Origin of the sequence: Amycolatopsis sp. BJA-103 (assembly GCF_002849735.1) — a bacterium.
Taxonomy (GTDB): domain Bacteria; phylum Actinomycetota; class Actinomycetes; order Mycobacteriales; family Pseudonocardiaceae; genus Amycolatopsis.
The window spans coordinates 4,219,320-4,242,433 of the sequence record NZ_CP017780.1 but is presented as its reverse complement, the minus strand read 5'-3'; the positions used below and the strand labels follow the sequence as shown (position 1 = coordinate 4,242,433).

19 protein-coding genes are annotated in these 23,114 nt (G+C 66.6%); 9 read left to right on the top strand and 10 right to left on the bottom strand.

What is annotated here, in order from left to right; all coding sequences use genetic code 11:
* Positions 1-23: 23 nt before the first annotated feature.
* The 5 genes from BKN51_RS18295 to BKN51_RS18275 form a co-directional block, all read right to left on the bottom strand.
* Positions 24-2,930, bottom strand: a complete 2,907-nt coding sequence (locus tag BKN51_RS18295) for an alpha-L-fucosidase (protein ID WP_101608801.1) — start codon at positions 2,928-2,930, stop codon at positions 24-26.
* 163 nt (positions 2,931-3,093) lie between these two features.
* Positions 3,094-4,101 (bottom strand): YncE family protein, encoded by a 1,008-nt coding sequence (locus BKN51_RS18290; RefSeq protein ID WP_101608800.1) that lies wholly within the window; start codon positions 4,099-4,101, stop codon positions 3,094-3,096.
* Positions 4,102-4,255: 154 nt separating this feature from the next.
* The gene (locus BKN51_RS18285) at positions 4,256-4,942 is read right to left on the bottom strand and encodes a hypothetical protein (protein WP_101608799.1); all 687 of its coding nucleotides are present in this window, start codon (positions 4,940-4,942) and stop codon (positions 4,256-4,258) included.
* A gap of 37 nt (positions 4,943-4,979) precedes the next feature.
* Positions 4,980-5,705 carry a HEAT repeat domain-containing protein gene (locus BKN51_RS18280; protein ID WP_101608798.1) on the bottom strand — a complete coding sequence of 242 codons (726 nt, stop codon included), beginning with the start codon at positions 5,703-5,705 and terminating at the stop codon, positions 4,980-4,982.
* Between the two features lie 188 nt (positions 5,706-5,893).
* Positions 5,894-6,388 (bottom strand): AMIN-like domain-containing (lipo)protein, encoded by a 495-nt coding sequence (locus BKN51_RS18275; RefSeq protein ID WP_101608797.1) that lies wholly within the window; start codon positions 6,386-6,388, stop codon positions 5,894-5,896.
* Positions 6,389-7,058: 670 nt separating this feature from the next.
* Between BKN51_RS18275 and BKN51_RS18270 the strand changes: the two genes are divergently transcribed.
* Both BKN51_RS18270 and BKN51_RS18265 read left to right on the top strand, forming a co-directional pair.
* Complete coding sequence (locus BKN51_RS18270; protein ID WP_233224261.1) at positions 7,059-8,303, top strand: hypothetical protein; 1,245 nt, start codon at positions 7,059-7,061, stop codon at positions 8,301-8,303.
* Positions 8,304-9,197: 894 nt separating this feature from the next.
* Positions 9,198-10,799: a hypothetical protein gene (locus BKN51_RS18265; RefSeq protein ID WP_146044431.1), complete on the top strand. Its 1,602-nt coding sequence runs from the start codon at positions 9,198-9,200 to the stop codon at positions 10,797-10,799.
* 50 nt (positions 10,800-10,849) lie between these two features.
* Here the strand turns inward: BKN51_RS18265 and BKN51_RS18260 are convergent, their stop codons facing one another.
* The gene (locus BKN51_RS18260; protein ID WP_101608795.1) at positions 10,850-11,527 is read right to left on the bottom strand and encodes an MBL fold metallo-hydrolase; all 678 of its coding nucleotides are present in this window, start codon (positions 11,525-11,527) and stop codon (positions 10,850-10,852) included.
* Positions 11,528-11,634: 107 nt separating this feature from the next.
* Here BKN51_RS18260 and BKN51_RS18255 point away from each other — a divergent pair, with 107 nt between their 5' ends.
* Positions 11,635-12,858 (top strand): acyltransferase family protein, encoded by a 1,224-nt coding sequence (locus BKN51_RS18255; RefSeq protein ID WP_101608794.1) that lies wholly within the window; start codon positions 11,635-11,637, stop codon positions 12,856-12,858.
* 77 nt (positions 12,859-12,935) lie between these two features.
* The gene (gene uvrA, locus BKN51_RS18250; protein ID WP_101608793.1) at positions 12,936-15,791 is read left to right on the top strand and encodes an excinuclease ABC subunit UvrA; all 2,856 of its coding nucleotides are present in this window, start codon (positions 12,936-12,938) and stop codon (positions 15,789-15,791) included.
* A gap of 79 nt (positions 15,792-15,870) precedes the next feature.
* On the opposite strand, the gene BKN51_RS18245 is transcribed toward uvrA, so the two are convergent.
* Entirely contained in the window at positions 15,871-16,503 is a 633-nt protein-coding gene (locus BKN51_RS18245; protein WP_101608792.1) for a fibronectin type III domain-containing protein, read from the bottom strand.
* Between the two features lie 259 nt (positions 16,504-16,762).
* Here BKN51_RS18245 and BKN51_RS18240 point away from each other — a divergent pair, with 259 nt between their 5' ends.
* Genes BKN51_RS18240 through BKN51_RS18225 form a run of 4 tightly spaced genes read left to right on the top strand, consistent with a single transcriptional unit; the run spans position 16,763 to position 19,202 of the window.
* Entirely contained in the window at positions 16,763-17,314 is a 552-nt protein-coding gene (locus tag BKN51_RS18240; RefSeq protein WP_174720549.1) for a sigma-70 family RNA polymerase sigma factor, read from the top strand.
* A complete protein-coding gene (locus BKN51_RS18235) occupies positions 17,311-18,021 on the top strand; it encodes an anti-sigma factor family protein (RefSeq protein WP_101608791.1) in 711 nt (236 codons plus the stop codon). Before BKN51_RS18240 ends, BKN51_RS18235 begins: the two co-directional genes overlap by 4 nt.
* On the top strand, positions 18,018-18,491 hold the full coding sequence (locus BKN51_RS18230; RefSeq protein ID WP_101608790.1) for an SRPBCC family protein: 474 nt from the start codon (positions 18,018-18,020) through the stop codon (positions 18,489-18,491). The genes BKN51_RS18235 and BKN51_RS18230 overlap by 4 nt, the downstream gene beginning before the upstream one ends.
* Positions 18,492-18,500: 9 nt before the next feature.
* Positions 18,501-19,202: a carbon-nitrogen hydrolase family protein gene (locus BKN51_RS18225; protein ID WP_233224262.1), complete on the top strand. Its 702-nt coding sequence runs from the start codon at positions 18,501-18,503 to the stop codon at positions 19,200-19,202.
* Here BKN51_RS18225 and BKN51_RS18220 read toward each other — a convergent pair.
* On the bottom strand, positions 19,184-20,590 hold the full coding sequence (locus BKN51_RS18220) for an MFS transporter (RefSeq protein WP_101613291.1): 1,407 nt from the start codon (positions 20,588-20,590) through the stop codon (positions 19,184-19,186). The genes BKN51_RS18225 and BKN51_RS18220 overlap by 19 nt on opposite strands.
* Positions 20,591-20,690: 100 nt before the next feature.
* Here BKN51_RS18220 and BKN51_RS18215 point away from each other — a divergent pair, with 100 nt between their 5' ends.
* A complete protein-coding gene (locus tag BKN51_RS18215; protein ID WP_007028064.1) occupies positions 20,691-21,092 on the top strand; it encodes a winged helix-turn-helix transcriptional regulator in 402 nt (133 codons plus the stop codon).
* Here BKN51_RS18215 and BKN51_RS18210 read toward each other — a convergent pair.
* Together BKN51_RS18210 and BKN51_RS18205 are read right to left on the bottom strand one after the other, a co-directional pair.
* Complete coding sequence (locus tag BKN51_RS18210; RefSeq protein ID WP_101608789.1) at positions 21,082-21,663, bottom strand: DUF6000 family protein; 582 nt, start codon at positions 21,661-21,663, stop codon at positions 21,082-21,084. The two genes, BKN51_RS18215 and BKN51_RS18210, sit on opposite strands and share 11 nt — an antisense overlap.
* 79 nt (positions 21,664-21,742) lie before the next feature.
* On the bottom strand, positions 21,743-23,062 hold the full coding sequence (locus tag BKN51_RS18205; RefSeq protein ID WP_101608788.1) for a cation:dicarboxylate symporter family transporter: 1,320 nt from the start codon (positions 23,060-23,062) through the stop codon (positions 21,743-21,745).
* Positions 23,063-23,114: the final 52 nt, after the last annotated feature.

Sequence of the window (23,114 nt, the reverse complement as noted above, 5' to 3'; positions counted from 1 at the left end):
GGGGAGAGGGTCAAGCCGGTACCTCACCCCAGTGACAACCGATCGAGATCCGGGGCGGACGCGTGGTCGTTGGCCAGCTCGATCGTGTTCGCCCCCGCTCGCAGTTCGACCGGTAACGACGTCGTGAGCTGGGTGTTGTTGCCCGCGCCGTCGACCTTCACCTCGACCGGCGCGCCGCCGTTCACCGTGACGAAGTACGACCGCGGTCCGTTCACGGTGAAGTCGATATAGAGGGTGTAGCGCCTGGTCTCGGGCACGGTGACGTTCTCGAACACCACGGACGAGTCCGGGTCACCGCCGATGTTGCGGACCTTCTGGCCGCCCGAGCACACCCCGCAGTTCGTGACCCCCGCGCTGCCGACGTCGTTCGCCGAGTCCTCGGCCTCCCGCATGAAGACGCGGTCCGCCGGTAGCGGGCTCACGCGCACCGGCTTGCTCACCGATTTCGCCCGTCCGAGCAGGTCGAACGATGCCGTGACCGGGATGTCCGCCGCGGCGATGCCTTCGGGGGAGACCAGTGTCCACGACGCTTCGAGTTCGTTCCCGACCCGCATGGACGTCGCCGCGGCCGGATCGCCCTGCACCGTCCAGCCCGCCGGGACGACCGGCGCCATGGCGACCCGGTCGATCGTGTCGTCGGCGTCGAGCCGCAGTTTCGCGGTCACTCGCAGGGATTGCCGCCCCGGCGAAAGCCATTGGACGCCGCCGGGTTCGACGGCCAGTGTCGTTTTCGGCGTGTAGGACGGAGGCGGCAGGGGAGCGACCGCGATCCGGTCGAGGCCCGGTCCCGCGGTGGCGTTGCTGAAGACCTTGACGGTGTTGGCCCCGGCCTGCAGCGAGACGGGGATCGCCGTCGAGGTCACGACGCCCGGTGTGCCGGCGCCGATCGCGGTCTCGACGGGAGCACCGCCATTGACACTCACCGCGACCGACGTCGCGGACCCGCTCGTGGTGTCGAGCTGCAGCCGGTGACTCCCGGCTTCCGCGACCGTCACTCCCGGATAGGTGACCGAGTTGCGCGGACCGCCGCCGAGCCCGGTGACCTGGAACGATCCGGAGCAGGAGGAGCACCAGCCCAGCCGGGCACGGCCGTCGTTGTCGTTGCGGAAGGTCTCGGCCTCCAGCGGGACCTGCGCGCCGAAGACCGAGTTCGGGTGGCCGTACGCCACCTTGATCTCGTCGATGGCCAATTGCCGGTAGAAGGGCTTCGCCTGCGGGCCTGACCAGGTGTTCAGTACCTCGAGCTTGATGAACCGGGTCTGCCGTTCGCCGAGATCGATGAACTGCACGCCGCGGGCGCTCGGCATCGCGCCGGTGCGGATCGGCTCGCCCCAGTGCTTGCCGTCATCGCTGACGTAGACGCGATAGTCCTTGATCCGGGACGAATCCTCCGGCCTGCCGAACGATTCGCGCGCGTGCGTCGGCGACATCTCGCGCTGGTTCACCGCGAGAGAGGTCGCCGGTCGCCGCTTGCCGAGGTCCAAGGTCAGGGAGACCGGTTGCTTGCCGTCGGCGTCCCAGTAGTTCTCGAAGTTCCCGTCGACGAGGTTCGATGCCGGATGCCCCGCACGCGAGGACGATGCGGTCGCCTTGATCGTGCGAGAGTCGTGGAAGTACTGTTGCCCGGCCGTTTCCACTTTGAACACCGTGTCGTAGGTGTCCCAGTCCTTGATGTCCACAAGGGTCAGATAACCGGCGGATTGGCTGAACCGCAGCGCTTTCCCCGTGCGGACGTCGGACACCTTCGTCACCTTGTATCCGTTGTCGCGCAAGCGCAGCAGGTCGGTGCGCGGCCGGGTGACCACGTGGAGGTACTGCGTCCGGGCGCCGGGCTCGACGGTGATGACGCCGTGCGCGCCGTCGTTCCAGAATCCGGGCTGCATTCCGCCGTACAGATAGCCGCCGCCCTCTTTGCCCTGGAGCGAGGACTTGATCGGCGGCACCCAGCTCGCCATGAAGTTGTTGTACGCCTCCTGTTGTGGCGGGAACTTCCCGTTCACCATCGGGGTTTCGGCCATCAGCGACTTCATCGACGAACCGGCGTTGGCGATGTAGCGCCCGGTGGACAGCCGGAAGTCGACGGCCTGATCGGTGCCGTCGTACCACCAGCCGCCGTTGGTCGGCAGTTTGTAGTCGGCCTCGGTGAGCCGCGGCATCGGGGTGAACGCGGCCTGCGGGTAGTCGTACGGCGGGGTGATGCCGGTCTTCTGCTCGTTGCTGACGGTGTCCATGATCGGCGTGTCCTCGTTGTTGTTGCTCAGCAACCAGGACGGCCGTTTCTCGCGGATCTGTTCGTAGAGCTTGTTCTTCTCCCAGTAGTCGTTGTCGTTGTCGATCCAGAACCCGGCGAGGTCCGAGTAGCGGTCCATGACCTCGTGGAAGAGGTCGTAGCTGTACTCGCCGAACCCGGGTCGTGTGGTGAGGTCGACCTGCTTGCCCTTGTGGGCGGAGTATGCGGCGGAATCGAGCGACTCGACACCGGTTTCCTTGTGCCACTGGGGATCGTCGGTCATGTACAGGATCGTCCGGACGCCCTTGGCGTTGCCCGCTTCGACGAGTTCGCCGAGGAGGTCCCGGTGCGTGGCGCAGCTGCCCGGGATCTTCGACGGCCACGGCCGCGCGTAACCCAGCCTGCTGTGGAAGGTGGCGAGCACGATGTAGGAGGCGCCGAGTTTGCGGGCCTCGTCCACCCAGTAGTCGGCGCTCCAGCCGCCGTCGGTGACGGCGCGTTCCCAAGCGGCGCAGTCGGTCTGGCGTGGTGCGGTGAACATGCCCCAGTGGAGGAAGAGGCCCGCGGTCGCCTCGCGCAGCCACTGCTGGCGGGGATGGTGCACCTCCGCGCTCGCCGTCGTCGTGGTGAGCAGGCCGGCCAGCAGGGCGAGGACCAAGGCGAGCCAGGCGGTGCGTTGCGCTCGAACTCTCATGACCATCCGCTCTCATCCAAGGCGTGGTTACCGAGAGATCCGATGATTGCGGCAGATATCTGAGCGGTCAAGACCCGATGAGCGGGACAGCTGCTCAGTCATCCGAGGTTTAACGAGCGAAGGCCCCCTCTCCACAGGGGATGAGGGGGCCTTCGAATCAGGGATGGAGTCAGCCTCGCAGGACGTTCAGCGTGGCTCCCGCGGTGACGCTGTCGATAGTCACCGCGTAGAGGTGCTCGCCGCCGGGCCCCCAGGCGAGACCGCCAGGAGCGAGCAGTGTCTTGTCCGTCGCCAGCCGGGTGAAGTCGTACTGGCGGCTCGGGGTGCGGCTCCCGTCGCGGAAGATGTACACGGCCGGTCCGAAGGCGATGTCGACCCCGCCTGCCAGGACGTTCGCGTCCCGGCTGACCGCGAGGGAGTTCGGGTAGGCGTCGGTCTCGTAACCGGCTTGCGGCACCAGGCCTTCCGTTGTGTAGACCCGCACGTCGTAGGGAGAACCGGAGCCCACGGAGTGGAAGTACGCGCCATCGTTGGACAGCTCGATGTCCTTCACGTAGTCGCCGACCCAGGCGGAGGCCTGCTCGACCAGGCCGGTGCCGGTGTCGCGGAAGATCCGGGCCGTGGACGGCGAAACGCCCGTGACGGCCGTCGCGATCAGGTCCGGGCGCCCCGGTGACGTGGCCAGCAGCGGGGCGCCGTACTCGTCAGGACCCAGGAGGTCCAGGCGGACATCGCCGAACGTGGAGCCGACGGTCGCGCTGCCGAAGTTGGCGTCTCCTGTGTGGCAGGCGTACCCGAAGTAGATCTTGTTACCGGAGACGGCCAGTTCTTTCGGGCAGAGCGTGCCGTCGCCGACCCGGTGCCGGGCGGTCTCCGCGAGGGTGAGCGTGTCGATCGCCGAAATCGCGCCACCGCGGGAAAGCGCGACGAACAGCGTGCCGCCGTCGGCGCTGAGCGCGAGGCCCGAGGCTCCGGGCTGGTTGTCGAGCCTGCGGATCAAGGTGCCGGAGAGGTCGGTGACCACCACGGCGTTGTCCGCGCGGTTGCTGACGAAAACGTGCCCGCGGCCGGGATCGACCAGGATGTCGGTGAATCCCGTCAGCGGCAGGTTCACCGCCTTGTGGTCCTCCGCCGCGGTGGCGGGCAGGGCGGCGCCCACGAGTGTGGTGACCGCCAAGAGGGCAGCAAAGACAGACCTTCGTAATGAACGCATTCCGAAGTATTCCTCCCAGTAACGAGCCCGATCAGGGGCTCGTGGAAGAAACGCTAGCGGATCTCGTTCCCGGCCCGGACTCCGGGCGGGCGCCCGCCCGGAGTCCGATCAGCCCTGTTCAGATGTTGAAACCGGGGTGGGTCGCGAAGGCGTTGTCGATCACGAGATTGCCCCGCTGGCGGGCGCGTTCACGCAGTGCCGACGTCGTGCGGGCGCCCTGGGCGAAGAACCACCACAGGTAGAGCGCGCCGTACATCCACGCACCCTCGTAGCCCCAGGTCGAGTCGGCGCCGCTCTTGCCGGCGCCGAACACCGAACCCGCCGGGAAGTTCGCGTTGTGCGGCTTCCCGCCCTGATGGCGTGACTCGTGGATCAACGTCTCGGCGCGGCCGGGAACGTCCTTGGAGTACCAGAATCCCAGATACAACTCGATCCGGTCGTCGACGAACGCTCCCTTGAACGACGTGGCGATGGCGCTGCCGTCACCGCAAAGCGAGCGGAGGTCGTCGCAGTTGTCGCGGACATACCGGCGCGCCCAGTTCAGCATCGCTCCGGAATAGGCGTCGTTCTCGTAATCCTGCGCCGAATAGGTCAGCAGGTAGCACGCGTTGAACGTCCGCGCCAGCGGCTTGTCGGTGTTGCACGCGTCTTCCCAGCCGAAGCCTTCGTCCCAGTAGTCCTTGTTGCCGGCGAAGCCGTAGGTGTTCCAGAAATAGTCGATGTAGGTCTGATTGCAGATCGAAGCACCGTAGAAATTGTCCCCGGTCACATTCTTGTCCGGCACGGTGTAGCTGCAAGTGGCCATCGGAGATCACCTGTCTGTAGAAGGAATTTCGTTCGGTTCAGGAGCGCGGGGGCTCCGGCGGGGGCACGTCGTCGGTCCGCGTGTCCTTCACGTACCGGCCGCCGACGGCCTGAGGGACGGCGCGGACGTCGACCCGTCGGATGCCCAGCAGACGCTCGTCTTCGGTGCCGCTGAGCGCCTCGCGCACCTGGTTGGTGAGGTCGGTGTCACCGGTCTCGGCGATGGCCTGGACCGCCGCGCGCCGCACGGTGAACACCTCGTGCCGGGTCTGCCGCAGCAGCAGTTCCTTTGCCGCGTCGTCTCCGGCGGATGCCAGTCGTGCCAACGCTTCCACGGCGGTGGTACGGATGATCACCTCTTCGCCGACGGTGCTGAACCCGTGTGCCGGGTCCTCGGAACGCTCCGGCGGGATCGGCTGGCGCAGCACGTTTTCGAGCACCGGGACGGCGGTCGCGTGCCGCAGGTCGGTGAGCAGCTGGACCAGGCCCCAGCGCTCGAGGTACTGATCCTCGGACAGGGCGCCGTACTGCTCGCCGAGTGCCGGGACGACCTCGTCCGCACGCTCGCGAAGCCGGTCGAGGCTTCGCTGGTAGTTGCGTTCGGCGTCCTCGCCGGACGCGGCCATGGTTTCGGCGGCCTGGGTCACCAGCTCGCCGATTTCGCCGTTCGAGAAGCTTCCGAGACCCGAGCTGCTCGGGCCCGCTTCGAGATTGTCTCCGCCCGGGCCCAAAGAAGGGGTGTCGGGATTGCGTGGGGTCGGCATGAGGTTCTCCTTCGCAGCGGCGTGATGCTGACGGAAGGAAGGAACGCGATACCGAACCGCAGATACCTGTTTTTCCGAAAATTCGCCTCTTGGGGCAGTTCGGGATTTTCACCGCGGGAATCCGAAAAGGATTTTGATCACCGAAGTCGTCCGGCGGTCGAAAAGCGTTCACGGATTCCCGCTCGTGATCAATGCCGGACGTCGATGACGACACGGTTCGGTGAGGACAGGGTGAACACGCTGACCGCCGTCCTCGACCGGACGCCGAGTCCGATGGACAAGGTGGCTTCGTAGTCGCCGGTGATCGCGACCGCCATGACGTTGCGCAGATCGCGGGTCCGGAACTTCTGTGGGCCGGGATAAGTCGGGTTGCCCGCGTCGTTGTGCGCGGCCGCCGGAGTGGCGGTGACGGCGATGAAGTGCTCGCCTGTCAACCAGACGATCTCGCCCGAGCCGTCGGCGATCAACTCGTCGACGAGGTCGTACCGGACGGTCGGCGCCGGACCCGCGGTCAGGTCCAGCACGATCCGGTCGAAGCCGGGGTTCTGGCCGGTGCGGATCCCTGTCATCGTGGGGATCGCCTGTGCCGCGACGGAAGCCGGTGCGACAGCGGCGATGGCGCCGGTCAGCATGAGCGAGGTGGCGGCGAGCGCCCCGAGCGCACGCCGGAGGGAGATGGTCATTGCAGTGACCTCCTGCCGGAGAGTTGGTTCCGGAAAGACGTCCGTGGTGGTGTGGGGGTTGTATTCTTCGCGCTATCGTTACTGATCGCGGAATTGTCGTCGAGTGATCTCGAAATCGGCGGGGAAATGGTTTCTGGTGGACGCGACTGGATAGGTGAACCGCTGCCTGACCGCGACAGGTCTGGCTCGACGACAAGGCTGAAGTCCTCCAGTGGCCGCGAGCTGCTGCCATAGGACGGCTCCTAGCCCGGCCAACGAGCAGTTCGTGTCTCCGGTTGTCGTCCACCAGTGCCGTCGTGGGGAAGAGACAGGACGCGAGTCGGAGGAATGACAGGACCCATGAAAGGGATGGACAAGGTCGCTCGGCACACGGCCCGGCTAGCGACGGAATCCGCTGAAGCAGAGCGCCGCGACCACCGTTGCCGTGCCGAGCGTCGTCACGATGAAGGATCCGGTGAGTAGATAGAGGCCCCCTACCCCTGCCAGAGACGTCTTGATCAGCTTGACAATTCCATCATGTTCTCGACCGGACCCGTCTTTGACCATTGTCGAACCCTCCGTGTGTGGTGTACTAGTACACCTTAGGGTGCGCCGACCGGCTAGAACCCTTGTCGGTTCTGATCTTCCACGGTCAGGAGGAGTTTCTTGTCGTCAGGGGTGGGCTCTCGGGTTGTCGATCTTTGTCGCGCCGCGCCGCAAATTGTCGATCATCGCCACGAATCGCGGAGGGCTTGTGACAATCCAGATCGAGAGAGAGCGTGCTTCTTGTTCCGTGACTGCGGTCGAAGCCGCTCTGCGCTGGCTCGCGATCCGTAAGGACGGACGACCGCTCAGGTACCTTCGTTACGCGATCGAAGATCCGTCAAGCGAATCGGCTGCCGCCCTCGACTGTCTGGTGCGGCCGACGGCGTCCATGGGCACGGCGACCCCGGAGGTCCGCGCGTTAGCGCTCTGGGGCTTGCTCCTCGACGAGATCGGCGGGATCGGGTCGACTGGAGAATCGAGGCGTCGCAACACTTTATGTGCCGCTTTCCGGTTGGGTGGGGGAGTGGAGTGGAAGTCGACCCTTGACGACCGCTTCGGTCAACTGAGGGATCTGCCCGGGGTGTTCGGGGATCCGCCGCCCAGCACTACGACGCCGATGCACAAGGCTTGGCGACGTGCTGTGAGCGAGAAGCTCGCCCCTTGTCTGGCGAGGAATCTGGAGCTTCTGAGGGCCGAAGACTGGCGGCCTTATGTCGAGATCGCCCAGGCCTCGAACGCATTCCCGGAAACTCGGAAGCCCCGCGGCCGCGCACCCTCGGCCGGAGCGCAGCCCGTGTTCGCGGAACGCCTGCTGGTGGCCGTGGAAATGCGGCGCAGAACTGCGTATCGTCGGCTGACGGTGCGCAACATCGTCGCTCGGGAGGATGGCGTCGATAGTTATATGGCGCAGGCTCTTACCGGGGAGACCGGTGGTCTCGCGGCGATCCCCGTCAAAGCGATCTTCGGTTGTCGTGTCGAGACTTTGCCGGGGGCGCAGCCGGGAGATCCGCTGGTTTTGGAACTGCGTTTTCCGAAACCGCTGCGCAATGGCGAGTGTCACGAGTTCATTTCCCTCGCGTGCGATGACGACCTCGACGAGGAGCGAAAATGGATCAACGTCGACATCGATCATCACGGGATCGCGCCGGGTGTGGTCGACGGTGACGGCAGGGTGACCGGAGGGCTGAGCATCAGCATTACGTTCGACGATTGCGTCCCCGATGCTTGCTGGTGGTATGCGGAACAGACCGAGTACGAACGCATGGTCCGGCCACCCGCCGGCGATCGGCATCTGCTCGAAATCCGGCAAGGCGTCGTCGAGCACACATTTCTCGAATCCTGTCATCCGCGAGAGGAGTACGGCATCGCGTTCCGATGGCCGCAACTTTGATCGAAGCAGGCCACGTCCGGGTTGACGTAGCCTGCTTCGGTCGCCGGCTAGTTTCCGGTGTTTCCGCCACCCTTGCCGTCGTCGCCGTGGATCGCCATCGAGAACCTCCTGGGTTTGTGGGTGTGATCGCGGCGAACGTACATCACCGAGGGTGACCGATGATAACAGGGTGTGCTTATTGTTGATTATGGTTTGCGGTAGATTGCGAGCGACCTTTCTCTTGCGAGGCTTTGCTTCTTTCGGCTGTTGCCATCAGGCGCTTTAAGTATACGTAAGCCGCGTGAAACGTGAGGGACTTGTATAGATTTATCGTGCTGGCACGATAGGTTCCAGTAATTTGGGGGCACTTGCAAGATTGATACCGGCGCCCGCTAATCTTTCGCGCGTCGAGCGGTCGCTCGGCGGAAGGGCTAGTGAGATGGAGAATGTCCGGTGGCCGGTATGAAGCCTCTTCCGTGGTCTGAGCGAGTTGACGGAATCCCGAATTTGCCCGGGCCCGTGCAGGAATGGGCTACCATCCTCAGGCGGCTTCTTGGAAGCTTGGCGGATGGCGAGGTCTCCGCGGATGCGGCCATTATGAGTCCTCGTGGTGGCCAGCCTATTCGAGCCGGCGATGCGGTGCGGCGACTCACTCGAATAGGTCTGATCGAACGGTCAGGGTCGAGGCTCGAAGTCACGCCCGATGGTTTGCGATGGCTCGCTACCGGTGATGCTGGATTACTGGTCCGTATTCTGCACCGGCGGGTGCGGTTCGTTGGGGAGCTGCTCGACGAGTTGTCGGATGGCCCGCGATCTCACGAACTGCTGCTCGTGATCGCCAGGTCTCGCTTTCGGTTCCGGTGGGAATCGGACGGACCTGTGCGTAGCCGTACGAGCTGGTTGCGGATGGCAGGTATGGTGGATGTCTTCGAGGGAGAGGTTCACCTCACCGACGAGGGGCGGCTCTTGTTGGCAACCCTCAACTTGGATGCGCCTGATCATGGCTCGCCGGGTGACGTTACTGAGCTGGCTCCGGTGGCCGGATCCGTCGCCGACCTGCTCACAGGCATGGACGAAGAGAGCCTGAAAAGTCGTAAACGCGGCTCGCTCATCTACATTCCTGGCTCGCAGCGGGACAGAGGCAGGCTTGAAGCGATCCGGTTGCTTGTAGAAGCCGCCGCGCCGGGTATTCCGATTGGTGACCTGTCGCAGTTCTGTTGTGAGAAGTTCGGCCTCAACGAGTCTTCGGCGCGGTCTGTTGTCGACACCCTGAAGAACATCGGTCTCGTTGGCCGAACGTCATCGGACGGTTTGGCTGCTACGGCGGCTGCTGTCCAGTGGTTGACCACAGACCTGTCGGATGACCTCGCGCGGATCATTCATTCCAGTCTGTTCTACTTCGGCGAAATCCTTTGGGATCTTGATGTCAAGGAGCAGGACGGCACTGCGAAAGCCCTCGCTGTGCGGGGTAGCGGCTACATGAGCGAGTCGGCGTCTTTGAGTAAGAACGGTGTTGTGGGCCGACTTCAGCTACTGCTCGCTCTCGGCCTGGTCTCGAAGTACTCGCAGTCGGTATGGGAACTCACGCCTCGAGGGCGCATGTTCCGGGAGTCGGTGAGGTGTCTCAAGTGGCCGGTGGCTCTTGGTGCGCCGGCGATCGGATCGGAAGTGGTCGAGCCCCCTCAGTCGATGCGCGACTCTCATGAGGTGGCGAAAGAGCTAGTTGCCGCAGGGCTGGACAGCGTCAACTCCAGGCGTATGGAACAGGCCGTAGTGGCCGCTTTCGCCTATCTGGGGCTACCCAGTCGACATCTTGGAGGCAGCGGTCTGCCAGATGGAGAGGTGCGTACGCTGGCGGGCAAACTCGGTCAGTTGCTGGCGATCGAAGCGAAGAGTTCCAAAGCCGGACTAGTGCAGGAGGAGTTCAGCGGACTTCTCGGTTTGGCTGATCAACGGAGTAAGATCAATGCCTCGGTGACGGTCTATGTCGGCCCCGGGTTCGAGCGCAGGGTGCAAGAGGCGGCGGACGCGGATCCAAGGGTGGCGTTGGTCTCATCGAGACTTCTCGCCGATTTGGTGGTGCGGCAAGACAGCGACACGCTGTCGCCCGTTCAACTGGCTCCGTTGTTGGATCCAGAACTTCCCGCTGAGGAGCGAGAGCGCTACTTCGAAGAACTTTGGAAGGCTCAAGACCGGGCGGCCGTGATCGAGCTTACCGCCGCAGAGATTCTCTGTGCCGAGGCAGAGGAGGATTGGGAAGAGGAGGGCTGGATGTCGGTCAAGCTGATCCGTCGCGAGATGCGTTCGCGGAAGTTGGTGACGTCCGACATCGAGATCGAGAGGGCTCTCACCTTCCTCTCATCGCCTCGGATCGCGGCGATAGAACTTACTCAGCCGCCGAGGCAAGACTCGACCATCGGGTCGTCTTATCGAGCGGTGATGACGCTGGACACGATCAAGAGGCGCATCGCCGCACCGGCACGCCAGTGGGATCGTCTGGGCGGTCACTCCGGCTGAGCTGCTGAACGAAGGTTCGGGCCGGTCTCCCGCCCCGAACCGTCGTCAGCTCACCAGCCGCGTTCGCGCCATTCCGCCACGTGCGGCCGCTGCTCACCCAGCGTCGAGTCGTCCCCATGCCCCGGGTAGAACCACGTCTCATCCGGCAGCTCGTCGAAGATCCGCGAAGACACATCGTCGACCAACGACGTGAACTCCTCCGGCGAGTTCGTCTTTCCGACCCCACCCGGGAACAGCGAGTCGCCGGTGAACAGGTGCGGGTGCCCGGCCGGGTCGCGGTACAGCAGCGCGATCGAGCCCGGGGTGTGGCCGCGCAGGTGGATCACCTCAAGGGTGATCTGCCCGACCTTGACCGTGTCTCCGTGTTCGACGAGGAAGTCCGGCGGGATCGGCAGCGGCTCGGCGTCCAGCGGGTGGGCGGCGGTGTTCGAGCCGTTCGCGCCGGCGACGGCACCGAGGGCCTGCCAGTGGTCTGGGTGCTGGTGGGTGGTCACGACGGTCTTCAGCGCGGGCCGGTCGGGTCCGTGGCCGATGAGGTCGGAGATCCGTTCCGGGTCGTTCGCGGCGTCGATCAGCAGCGCCTCGTTCTCGGCGCGGCAGACGAGCAGATACGCGTTGTTGTCCATCGGACCGACCGACAGCTTCGTGATGGTCAGCGCGTCCAAGGTGCGACGGGCGGCGTCACCGCCGGGCTCGACGTGCCCGGTGTAGGTCTCGACGATGTTCACACCGCACACGGTAGTCCTTACCCCGCAATCGGTTCCACCCGCACAGGCGACGCACAGGCGTGGCCCGTAGGCTCGCGTCGCCCTGCCAGCCGAACCACAGGACGCCCGTGCCCGACGCCTCACCGCGCGCTTCGCGCAAGATCAGCTGGGACGTCCTTCGCGTGGTCGCCGTCTTCGCGGTGATCCTCGGGCATGTCACCCATCAGGGTGCTCTGCTTCACCCGGAACTGGTGGGTTACCCCTTCAGGGTCACCGCACAGTTCGGTGCCGCCATCCTTTTGGTGATTTCCGCCTTCTTCGTGTGCGCGAGCCTTCGAAAGGGTGAACCTCGGCGGTGGCTGTGGAACCGGGTGGCGCGGCTGGTGCCCGCGTACCTGGTCGCGGTGGCCGTCACCTACGTCGTCGCCCGGTACGCGACGATCCGGTTCAGCGGCCTGCCGTTCCCGCCGGGCCTCACCGGTTTCCTCTTCGGGATCCCGCAGGGGCCGCCGTCGGATCCGTCGCCCTGGTACGTCCCCACCGGCTCCGATCTGCTCGCCAACCTGGGCATGGTCCAGGAGTGGGGCTGGCGATACGAACTCTTCTACTACCTCGACGGCGCCTACTGGACGCTTCCGGTCCAGCTCCTCGCGTTCACCGCCGCGGCCCTGCTGTGGCCACGCCGGTGGCGCACCCACCGACTGACCGTCGGACTGCTCTGGGCGCTGATCCTGGTCCCGCTCTTCCTCCGGTTCGTCGTGTTCGACCCGGCTTCCACTCCGAAGCTCGTGGAGACCTTCTTCTACGGCCTGGGCCTGCACCGCGTCCACGTCTTCGCCATCGGGATCGCGATCTGGCTGTGGGCGAAAGGACGGCTGGCGCACTGGCATCTCGCGCTTTTCCTGCTCGCCGCCTGTGCCGCGCAGGACCTGCAGGTCTTCCCGTTCCACCAGGCCCTGCCCACCGATCCCGAGCGCTGGCCGTCGCTCGCCGGTTTCGCGATCATGCTGCTGGCCGTCTGCCTGGCGGCACGCGGGCCGGACTGGCGGTTGCCCGGGCTCGCCCGGGTCGCCCCGGCTGTCACCTGGCTCGCGGGCATCTCGTATGGTCTTTATCTGGTGCACCAGGAACTCGGTTACATCCTGGCCCGTGCCCTGCTGAACGTCGGCGTCCCCGGCTGGCTGCGCCTCCCGATCGTGCTGGCCGTCGCCGTACTCGGGGGCTGGGCGATCACCGCGGGCGTGGAACGGCCGGTCCACCGGTGGCTCACCGCTCGCCGGGATCGACGCGAAAAGCCTGGAAAACCGCAGGTCAAGGACTCGAAGCCGGTTTCTGTCGGTGGTGCCTCGTAGCATGGACGCGGCCGCCCGTGCAGCTATCGACCGGGCCGGCGACCGCAGCTGAGAATGAAACCTGAAGGGACCCTGGCGTGGCTGATCGCCTCGTTGTTCGCGGCGCCCGCGAGCACAACCTCCGCGGTGTGGATCTCGACCTGCCCCGCGACAGCCTGATCGTGTTCACCGGTCTGTCCGGGTCCGGAAAGTCGAGCCTCGCCTTCGACACCATCTTCGCGGAGGGGCAGCGTCGCTACGTCGAGTCGCTGTCGGCGTACGCGCGCCAGTTCCTCGGCCAGATGGACAAGCCGGACGTCGACTTCATCGAGGGCCTTTCGCCCGCGGTGTCGATCGACCAGAAGTTCACCTCGCGCAACCCGCGTTCGACCGTCGGCACCATCACCGAGGTCTACGACTACCTGCGCCTGCTCTACGCCCGCGCCGGCAAGGCGCACTGCCCGAAGTGCGGCGAGGCGATCAGCAAGCAGACCCCGCAGCAGATCGTCGACCAGGTGCTCGCCATGGAGGAGGGCACCCGCTTCCAGGTGCTCGCGCCGGTCGTGCGCGGGCGCAAGGGCGAGTACCTCGACCTCTTCGAGAACCTGCAGCAGCAGGGCTACGCGCGTGTCGTGGTCGACGGGACGATCCACCCGCTCACCGAGCCGCCGAAGCTGAAGAAGCAGGAAAAGCACCAGATCGCCGTCATCATCGACAGGCTCTCGGTGAAGACGAGCTCGCGGCAGCGGCTCACCGACTCGGTCGAGACCGCACTCCGGCTGGCCGACGGCCTGATCGAGCTGGAGTTCGTCGACCTGCCGGAGAACGACCCGCATCGCGTGCGCGGGTTCTCCGAGAACCTGGCTTGCCCCAACGGCCACCCGCTGGCGATCGAGGACCTCGAGCCGCGGTCGTTCTCCTTCAACGCGCCCTACGGCGCTTGCCCCGAGTGCTCCGGTATCGGCGTCCGCAAGGAGGTCGACCCTGAGCTCGTGGTCCCGGACGACGAGCTGTCCCTCGGCGAGGGCGCCATCGCGCCGTGGGCGGGCGGCCAGAGCGCGGATTACTTCATCCGCCTGCTGGAGTCTCTCGCGGAGACCGTCGGCTTCCGGATGGACACCCCGTGGCGCAGGCTGACGGCGAAGGTCCAGAAAGCCGTTCTCCACGGCGTCGACGAGCAGGTCCACGTCCGCTACAAGAACCGCTACGGCCGCCAGCGTTCGTACTACGCGGCCTTCGAGGGTGTCATCCCGTTCCTCGAGCGGCGCCAGGAGCAGACGGAATCCGAGTACATGCGTGAGCGGTACGAGGGCTACATGCGCGAGGTGCCGTGCCCGGCCTGTCAGGGCACGCGGCTCAAGCCGGAGATCCTCGCGGTCACCCTCGAGCACAAGACGCAGGGCGACCGGTCGATCGCGGAGGTCTGTGCCCTCTCGATCGCCGAGGCGTCGCAGTTCCTCGACGAGCTGGAACTCGGCAAGCGCGAGACGGTGATCGCCGGGGCGGTGCTCAAGGAGATCCAGGCGCGGCTGCGCTTCCTCCTCGACGTCGGGCTCAACTACCTCTCGCTCGACCGCGCTTCCGGGACGTTGTCCGGCGGCGAGGCGCAGCGCATCCGGCTCGCCACGCAGATCGGCTCCGGTCTGGTCGGCGTCCTGTACGTGCTGGACGAGCCGTCCATCGGGCTGCACCAGCGGGACAACCACCGGCTGATCGAGACGCTGGTCCGGCTGCGCGACCTCGGCAACACGCTGATCGTCGTCGAGCACGACGAGGACACCATCCGCTCCAGCGACTGGGTGGTCGACATCGGCCCCGGCGCGGGCGAGCACGGTGGCCACATCGTCCACAGTGGACCGTACAAGAAGATCCTGAAGAACAAGGAATCCATCACCGGCGCGTACCTTTCGGGCCGCAGCAAGATCGAGGTGCCGGCGATCCGGCGGCCGATCGACAAGAAGCGTCAGCTGACCGTCGTCGGCGCCCGCGAGCACAACCTGCGCGGCCTCGACGTGTCGTTCCCGCTCGGCTGCCTCGTGTCGGTCACCGGTGTCTCGGGCTCCGGGAAATCGACGCTGGTCAACGACATCCTCGCGACCGTGCTGGCGAACAAGCTCAACGGCGCCCGCCAGGTGCCGGGGCGGCACACGCGCGTGAACGGTCTCGCCGGCGTCGACAAACTGGTCCGCGTCGACCAGTCGCCGATCGGCCGCACCCCGCGGTCCAACCCGGCGACGTACACCGGCGTCTGGGATCACGTGCGCAAGCTGTTCGCCGCGACCACCGAGGCGAAGGTGCGCGGCTACCAGCAGGGCCGGTTCTCCTTCAACGTCAAGGGCGGCCGGTGCGAGGCCTGCGCCGGTGACGGCACGATCAAGATCGAGATGAACTTCCTGCCGGACGTCTACGTCCCGTGTGAGGTGTGCAAGGGCGACCGGTACAACCGGGAGACCCTGGAGGTGCACTACAAGGGCAAGACCGTCTCCGACGTGCTGAACATGCCGATCGAAGAGGCGGCCGAGTTCTTCGAGCCGATCAAGGCGATCCACCGGCACCTGGCGACCCTCGTCGACGTCGGTCTCGGCTACGTCCGGCTCGGGCAGCCCGCGCCGACGCTGTCGGGCGGTGAGGCGCAGCGCGTCAAGCTCGCCAGCGAACTGCAGAAGCGGTCCACCGGCAAGACGGTCTACATCCTCGACGAGCCGACCACCGGTCTGCACTTCGAGGACATCAGCAAGCTGATCGGCGTGATCAACGGGCTGGTGGACAAGGGCAACACGGTGATCGTCATCGAGCACAACCTCGACGTCATCAAGACCTCGGACTGGGTCATCGACATGGGGCCCGAGGGTGGTTCCGGTGGTGGCACGGTCATCGCCGAGGGCACCCCGGAGCATGTCGCTTCGGTGGAGGAAAGCTACACCGGCGAGTTCCTGAAGACCGTTCTCGCCTGAGTCGCGTAAGGCGCCATGAAAGGCCCGTTACTTGCAAAATTTGCAAGTAACGGGCCTTTCATGGCATCGGGGCGGGGGACTAGCCCTTACCACTCACGAGGTCGAGAACCGGCGAAGCGGGTCCGTAGTAGAAGGCGCGCAGCCGGTACGAGGCGCCTTCTTCGCCCGGCATCGAGGCGAGACCGGCCGACGTCGTCCCCGGATCCGACATCTCGATCGGGACGAAGTCCGGTGCGCCGGGTTTCTTGATCTCCACGAGGAAACCGTCCTCGTCGCTGGAGCGGTCGGCCCAGCTGAACCGCACCATCTCCTCCGCGGCGGGCTCCGCGCGGAACGCCGCCGGAGCGGCCGCCTGGCCACCCGTGCGGAGCGAGACCGCCGGTCCCGAGCCGGAAGCCGAAGGCCCGGAAACCGTGACAGCTTCCGACGCCGAGCCGTAGAAAGGCCGGATCCGGTAGTGGAACCGTGTTTCCGGCATCAGATCCGGATGCCGGTAGGTGGTCTGCCTCGGCGGTACGAACTGCAGGATCGTGTACTCGCCGTGCGGGTCGGTGGTGTACTCGACGATCCGGCCCGCGACGTTCGGATCGTCGTCGGGCCAGCTCAGGTCGACGTTCACCGGATCCGTCAGCGTCGCGGTGAAACCGGGTTCCGCGGCGCATCCCGCCACGAAGGCCACCGCCAGCAGCACGGCCGCGAGTTTCCTTGGCACGCCTCGTCCCTCCCGGGAATCAGGCGGCGGCGGAGTCCGGAGGCGTCAGCATACGAGCGCCTCGAGTGATCGACAAGACCCGGTTGAACCGCATCGCCGTGGCGTCCGTGTGGGAGGCAAGAGGAGGCGGCCATGGAGAACCGAGGAGAGGCCGGTGCCGATGCACAGTTCGATCGCGGCGCGCGCCGAACGATCCACTCTGCCCCTGCGGGTTGCAGTACTGTCCTCGCCGACCCAGAAGACCGTCGGGAGGACACGAGTGGCGATCGGAGGCTGGCGGCCCAAAAAGGCCAAAGGCGAGGACTTGGTCCGGCACTTGTACGCCGAACACGGGCGAAGCCTGCTGGCGTACGCGACGAGGCTGACCGGGGATCGCGCGGCCGCGGAGGACGTCGTGCAGGAGACCTTGGTCCGGGCCTGGAAACATGCCGAAGACCTGGAGAACGACGCGAAGGGATCGGTGCGGGGCTGGCTGCTCACGGTCGCCCGGAACATCATCACCGACCGCGCCCGCGCCAGGGCGGCACGGCCGCCGGAAGTGGCGGAGCCCGAGGACGGCATGCCGACCCCCGCGGTGTCGAAGGACCACGCGCAGGGCGTCGTCGATTCCATGGCGGTGCTCGGGGCGATGGACGGCCTGTCCACGGAACATCGTGAGGTCCTGGTGGAGATCTACTACCGGGGCCGGACGGTGGCCGAAGCGGCGAGATCCCTGGGCGTGGCCCCGGGTACCGTTAAGTCGAGATCTTATTACGCGTTACGGGCGCTCAGAGCCGTGATGTCGGGAGCCGGGAAGGAGGTAGCGCGATGAGTGCGGTGGGACACGACCAGGGCCAGCTCGCCGCCTACGTCCTCGGCGGGCTGACCCCGGCGGAAGCGGCCACGTTCGAAACACATCTGGCGAACTGCCCCACGTGCCGTCGTGAGGTGCGTGAGCTGGGAGAGCTGCGGTATCACCTCGACGAGGTGCCGCCGGAAGCCTTCCTCGAAGGACCTCCTGACGGGGGAGATCTGCTCCTTCAGCGCACGTTGCGTCAGGTTCGCGACGAAGAAGGCGCTCAGGAGCGCAAGCCGAGGCGGCTCCTCGCCGTCGCCGGTGCGGCCGTGCTGGTCGTCGTGGCGCTGGGCGCGGGTGTGCTGGTCGGACGGCAGACGTCGCCCGAACCGTCGACGGTGGCGTTGCCGGTGCCGACGGCGACCGCCCAGGTGCCCGGCACCCGCGATCTCGCGGCCACCGACCGCGACACGGGGACGCAGCTGGCGGTCCGGGTCGTTCCGGCGGCGGGCTGGGTCCGGCTCCACGCGAAGGCGGAAGGTGTCCGAGAAGGCGAGAAGTGTCAGCTCGTCGTGGTGACCAAGAGCGGTGAACGCGTCAACGCGGGCAGCTGGCTGGTCTCGGCGAAGGGCGAGAAGGAAGGCACCGGGATCGACGGTTCCGCTTTGGTCGCTCCCGACGACGTGGCCTCGGTCGACGTCGTGACCATGGACGGCCGGAACCTGGTGTCGGCGCGGGTATGACGGGTTCGCTCGCGGGTCGCGGAGGCGGTCGGTACCGCTTCCGCGACACGTGGGTGCTTCCCGCCTCGCCCAAGGCGGTCTTCGACGCCGTCGTCGACCTGGCCGCGTATCCCTTGTGGTGGCGTGACGTCCGTTCGGTCAGCCAGGTCGACGAGGACACCGCCGAACTCGTCTGCCGGTCCAGGCTGCCGTACGCGTTGACCGTGCGGATGCACCGCGACCGGCAGGACGAGCACGAGGGCCGGGTCCGGGTCCTGCTCAGCGGCGACCTGGAAGGGATGCTGGCGGGCTCCCTGACCCCGGTGGACAGCGGCACCAGGCTGGAGATCACGCAGGAGGTCGAGGCGCGGAAACCGTTGCTGCGCAAGCTGGATCGGGTCGCCAGGCCGATTTTCCGGATCAACCACGCGCTCATGATGCGACGCGGGCAACACGGATTGCAGGGGTATCTGGGGGCTGGCTCGGGTTAGAGTCCGGCCATGCGTGTCGCCACCGTGCAGCCGTTCACCGTCCCCGCGGACCTTTCCGCGAACATCGCCGAACACGCGAGGCTCCTCCGGATCGCGGAAGCGGAACTCTGTGTCTTCCCCGAGCTTTCCCTGACCGGCTTGGAGTTCGAGGCGCTCGCCGCCGATCCGGGACTCTGGCTGGCACAGGACGACCCGCGCCTCGAACCGCTCCGCGAGGCTTGCCGAGTTCGCGGTCTGCACGCCGTCGTCGGCCTGCCGCTCGTGGAGGACGGCCGCAGGTACATCGGTTCGCTCGTGCTCGGGCCGGACGGCGAAACCGTTGCCACGTACGCGAAACGCAACCTGCACAACAGTGAGGAAGAGCTGTTCGACGCCGGTGAGCGCCAGGTGATCGTCGACGTCGGCGGCAGGCGACTCGGCCTCGCGATCTGTCTCGACGCCGCAGACCCGGACCACTCCAGGGAACTCGCCGAAGCCGGCGCCGAGGTCTACGTCCTCAGCGCGCTTTTCAGCGAGGGCCAGGAGCAGCGGCTTCTCGACCAGGTCGGCGTCGCGGCCGGGCACGGGATGTGGGTGGTGCTTTCCCAATATTCCGGCAAGACCGGCGGGATGGCCGCGTTCGGCGGCAGCGGCGTCTGGAAACCCGGAGGCGCCGCCGAGGTGCGGCTCGGCGGCGAAGTCTCCGAGTGGGCTTACGCGACGATCGCCTGAGCCTTCCGGTCACGCAGGACCACGGCGGCGACGAAGACGGCGAGAGCGAGCAGTCCCGCGCTCAACGCGTACGCGGTCCGGTAACCGCCAGCGAGTGCTTCGGGCACTGCCACGCCTTCGCTCAGCAGAGAGCCGGTGCGGGACGCGGCGGCAGTCGCGAGCATCGCGGTACCGATCGCCGCGCCGATCTGCTGTGTCGTGTTGATCAGGCCGGAAGCGACCCCGGCGTCGGCCGGGACGACGCCGGACATCGCCTGCCCCATCAGCGCGGGCATCGCCGCGCCGAACCCGATGCCCATCAGGACGAGCGCGGGCAGGACGTCCGTCGCGTAGTTCCCGTCCGCCTCGACCATGGCGAGGAGACCGAGCGCCAGCGCGACCATCGAAAGCCCGGTCACGAGCACCGTTCGCGCGCCGAAGCGGTGGTTCAGCCGCTCGGCGAAGACCAGCGACATCACCGCGATCGAGACCGGGGCGGGCAGGAAGGCGAACCCGGTGCTCAGCGCGTCGAGCAGAAGGACCCGCTGCAGGTAGAGCGCGGTGATGAACTGGAAGCCGAACAGCCCGGCGACCATCAGGACCATCACCGCGTTCGCCCCGGACACCGCCCGGCCGCGGAAGATCCTCAGCGGCAGCAACGGGTTCCGCGCTTTGGCCTGCCGGAGCACGAAACCGGCGAGCAGCAGCAGCGACACCGCGAGCAAACCGTGTGTGCGCGTGTCGGCCCAGGTGTACTCCTCGGCCTTGACGATCGTGTAGACCAGCAGCATCAGCCCGCCGGTGACCAGTGCGGCGCCGGCGAGGTCGGTGCCGCCGCGCGGCCCCGGCCCCCGGTCGTCCGCGAGCAGCCGGGCAGCCATCACCAGGGCGAGGGCTCCGATCGGCAGGTTGACGAAGAACGTCCAGTGCCAGTCGAGCAGCTGGGTGAGCATGCCGCCCGCGATGAGCCCGATCGACGCTCCCGCGGCCTGAGTGAAGCTGTAGACACCGATGGCCTTCGCCCGCGCCCGCGGTTCGGGGTAGAGGGTGGTGATCATGCCGAGCACGACGGCCGACGCGAGCGCGCCGCCCGCGCCCTGAAGGAAGCGGAACACGACGAGCTGCGTCTGGTCCTGCGCGATCCCGCACAGCAAGGACGCGAGAGTGAAGACGCCGAGCCCGGCCAGGAAGACCCGCCTCCGGCCGACCAGGTCGCCGAGCCTGCCGGACAACAGCAGCAGCCCGGCGAAGGCGATCAGGTAGGCGTTGACCACCCAGGCCAGGGTGGACGGGGTGAAGCCGAGGTCGTTCTGGATCGCGGGCAGCGCGACGGCGACGATCGAGCCGTCGAGAACGACCATCAGCGAGACGGCGCAGAGCACAGCGAGAGCGAGGGCGCGGTTGGGCATGGTGAATCCTTTGAAGTTTCCCCAGGTGATGCCTTGGTGCATCACTTGTAACAGCGTCCATCTTGTGTGACTCTGTTCCCTGCCGGAAGGAGGCACTTCCATGTCCCAGGGGAACACCGATGTGACCGCGCAGGCCAGGGTGGTCGACCCGGAAAAACTCGAGGTGTGCACCGTGCTCGAGGTGATCAACCGGATCAGCGGGAAGTGGGCGATCGGCATCCTGCTGGAGGCCACGCGCGGTCCCGTGCGGTTCACCGAACTGGAGCGGTCGGTGGAGGGGATCAGCCGCCGGATGCTCACGCTGACCCTGCGGAACCTCGAACGCGACGGCCTGCTCGTCCGCACCGTGTACCCGACAGTGCCGCCGAAGGTGGAGTACGAGGCCACGGCGATGGCGAAGGAGCTGTACGCGTCGCTGAGCGGCTTGCTGAGCTGGGCCGAGCGCCACCGCGACTCGATCGCCGCGTCCCGGGTCGTTTACGACGAGAAGGTCAGCGCCTGACGGCTGTCGCGTGCACGGCCCGCTGGACGTGCGAGCACAGCAGGTCGAAGTACCACTTGTGGAACGGCAGGTCCGTGCTGTTCGCCGCGGACCAGCTTTCCCAGAGGCCACCCGGGCGCAGGTAGCGCGCCGTGTACGCCGTGGTGAGGTCGGCGTCGACGTGGTGCAGGGCCGCGAGCGCCCATTCCTGGTCGTAGCGCAGGTCCGGCCGCGCGAGGTAATGGTCCAGATAGGACACGAGGATCTCGGCGTCGGCGTGGGTGCCGAACCGGGCCAGCGCGAAGCAGTAGCCCTGCCCGGCGAAGACCATCCCGCTCTCCAGGAGGAGTTCGCGGAGGCGTCCGCGCCACGCGGTGCGGCGATCGGTGCCGATCAGCCAGGCGGCAGTGATCCGCTCTCGCCAGCCGGCGTCGAAAAGGAACTCCAAGTCCTCGTCGGTGATCCGGGAGGCGTCCTCGGCCAGGGCCAGCAGGAAGGTCTCGCGTTCGGGACCGCTCATCATCCCGGCGAAGTTGCCGTGCAAGAGCTTCGAGTACCGCTCGGGCACGTAACGGTCGATGGCGTCCGGCATGCCGAGAGTTTCCCAGAAACGAAGAACCGCGGTGCGAGGACGGGGGACCCTCGCACCGCGGTTTCACTCATGTCGCGCGCTAGGCGTGCGCGACGGCTTTCTCCCTGTCGCCGTCAGGGTCCTTGGAGGTGTCGGGGTGGTCGTCGATCAGGGTGGCTTCGTCGAACGGGGCCTGACCGCTGAAGACCCGGTCGGCCTGGTCGCGGTCGAACTCCTTGGTCCACGTGCCGACCAGGACGGTCGCGACGGCGTTGCCCGCGAAGTTGGTCAGCGCGCGGGCCTCGGACATGAACCGGTCGATCCCGAGGATGAAGCCGACGCCGTCGACCAGTTCCGGCCGGTGCGACTGGAGCCCGCCCGCGAGGGTCGCGATCCCGGCGCCGCTCACGCCCGCCGCGCCCTTCGACGCGATGATCATGAACAGCAGCAAGGAGATCTGCTCGCCGATGCCCAGCGGCTGGTCCTGCGCGCTGGCGATGAACAGCGTCGCCATCGTCAGGTAGATGGCCGTGCCGTCGAGGTTGAACGAGTATCCGGTGGGCACGGTGATGCCGACGACCGGCTTGGAAACCCCGAGGTGCTCCATCTTCGCGATCAGCCGCGGCAGGGCCGATTCGGACGACGACGTCGACAGGATCAGCAGGAACTCGCGGCCGAGGTACCGCAGCAGGGTGAAGATGTTGACCCGCGCGCCGAGCCACAGCACCGTGCCGAGCACGCCGAACACGAACACCAGGCAGGTCAGGTAGAAGCCGATCATGATGACGGCGAGGCTGCGCAGCGCGCCCCAGCCGGTTTCGCCGACCACCGCGGCGATCGCGCCGAACGCGCCGACCGGGGCCGCCCACATGATCATCGCGAGGATCCGGAACACGAGCCGCTGGATGTGCTCGATGCCGCGGCGGATCGGCTCGCCCTTGGTGCCGAGCTTCTGCACGGCGAATCCGGCGAGCAGCGCGATCAGCAGCGTCTGCAGCACCTGGCCTTCGGTGAACGCGGAACCGAAGCTGGTCGGGATGATGCCGAGCAGGAAATCGACGGTTCCTTCGGCGCCCTCGGCCTGCGTGTGCGCCTTCGCGGCGGCCGCGGGGTCGAGGTGCAGGCCCTCGCCCGGGTGCAGGAGGTTGCCGACGACGAGGCCGATCGCGAGCGCGAAGGTCGACATCATCAGGAAGTAGCCGAGCGACAGCAACCCGACCTTGCCGACCTTCGCGGCCTTCGCCACCGATCCGATGCCGAGCACGATGGTGCAGAAGATGATGGGGGAGATCATCATCTTGATCAGGTTGACGAATCCGGTGCCGAGGGGCTTGAGTTCCTTGGCCAGACCCGGCGCGGCGAACCCGACGATGACGCCGAGGACGACCGCCGCGATCACGGCCAGGTACAGGTAGTGCATCTTGTCTCGGCGACGCGGCGCCGCTTCGGGCGTTGTAGGCACCTTTGCCTCC

Coding starts and splice junctions, on each gene's coding strand:
- BKN51_RS18215 (WP_007028064.1), top strand. CDS start 20,691: ATGTCCCAGGGGAACACCGATGTGACCGCGCAGGCCAGGGTGGTCGAC.
- BKN51_RS18225 (WP_233224262.1), top strand. CDS start 18,501: ATGCGTGTCGCCACCGTGCAGCCGTTCACCGTCCCCGCGGACCTTTCC.
- BKN51_RS18205 (WP_101608788.1), bottom strand. CDS start 23,062: ATGCACTACCTGTACCTGGCCGTGATCGCGGCGGTCGTCCTCGGCGTC.
- BKN51_RS18210 (WP_101608789.1), bottom strand. CDS start 21,663: ATGCCGGACGCCATCGACCGTTACGTGCCCGAGCGGTACTCGAAGCTC.
- BKN51_RS18235 (WP_101608791.1), top strand. CDS start 17,311: ATGAGTGCGGTGGGACACGACCAGGGCCAGCTCGCCGCCTACGTCCTC.
- BKN51_RS18295 (WP_101608801.1), bottom strand. CDS start 2,930: ATGGTCATGAGAGTTCGAGCGCAACGCACCGCCTGGCTCGCCTTGGTC.
- BKN51_RS18265 (WP_146044431.1), top strand. CDS start 9,198: ATGGTGGATGTCTTCGAGGGAGAGGTTCACCTCACCGACGAGGGGCGG.
- BKN51_RS18285 (WP_101608799.1), bottom strand. CDS start 4,942: ATGGCCACTTGCAGCTACACCGTGCCGGACAAGAATGTGACCGGGGAC.
- BKN51_RS18280 (WP_101608798.1), bottom strand. CDS start 5,705: ATGCCGACCCCACGCAATCCCGACACCCCTTCTTTGGGCCCGGGCGGA.
- BKN51_RS18220 (WP_101613291.1), bottom strand. CDS start 20,590: ATGCCCAACCGCGCCCTCGCTCTCGCTGTGCTCTGCGCCGTCTCGCTG.
- BKN51_RS18275 (WP_101608797.1), bottom strand. CDS start 6,388: ATGACCATCTCCCTCCGGCGTGCGCTCGGGGCGCTCGCCGCCACCTCG.
- BKN51_RS18230 (WP_101608790.1), top strand. CDS start 18,018: ATGACGGGTTCGCTCGCGGGTCGCGGAGGCGGTCGGTACCGCTTCCGC.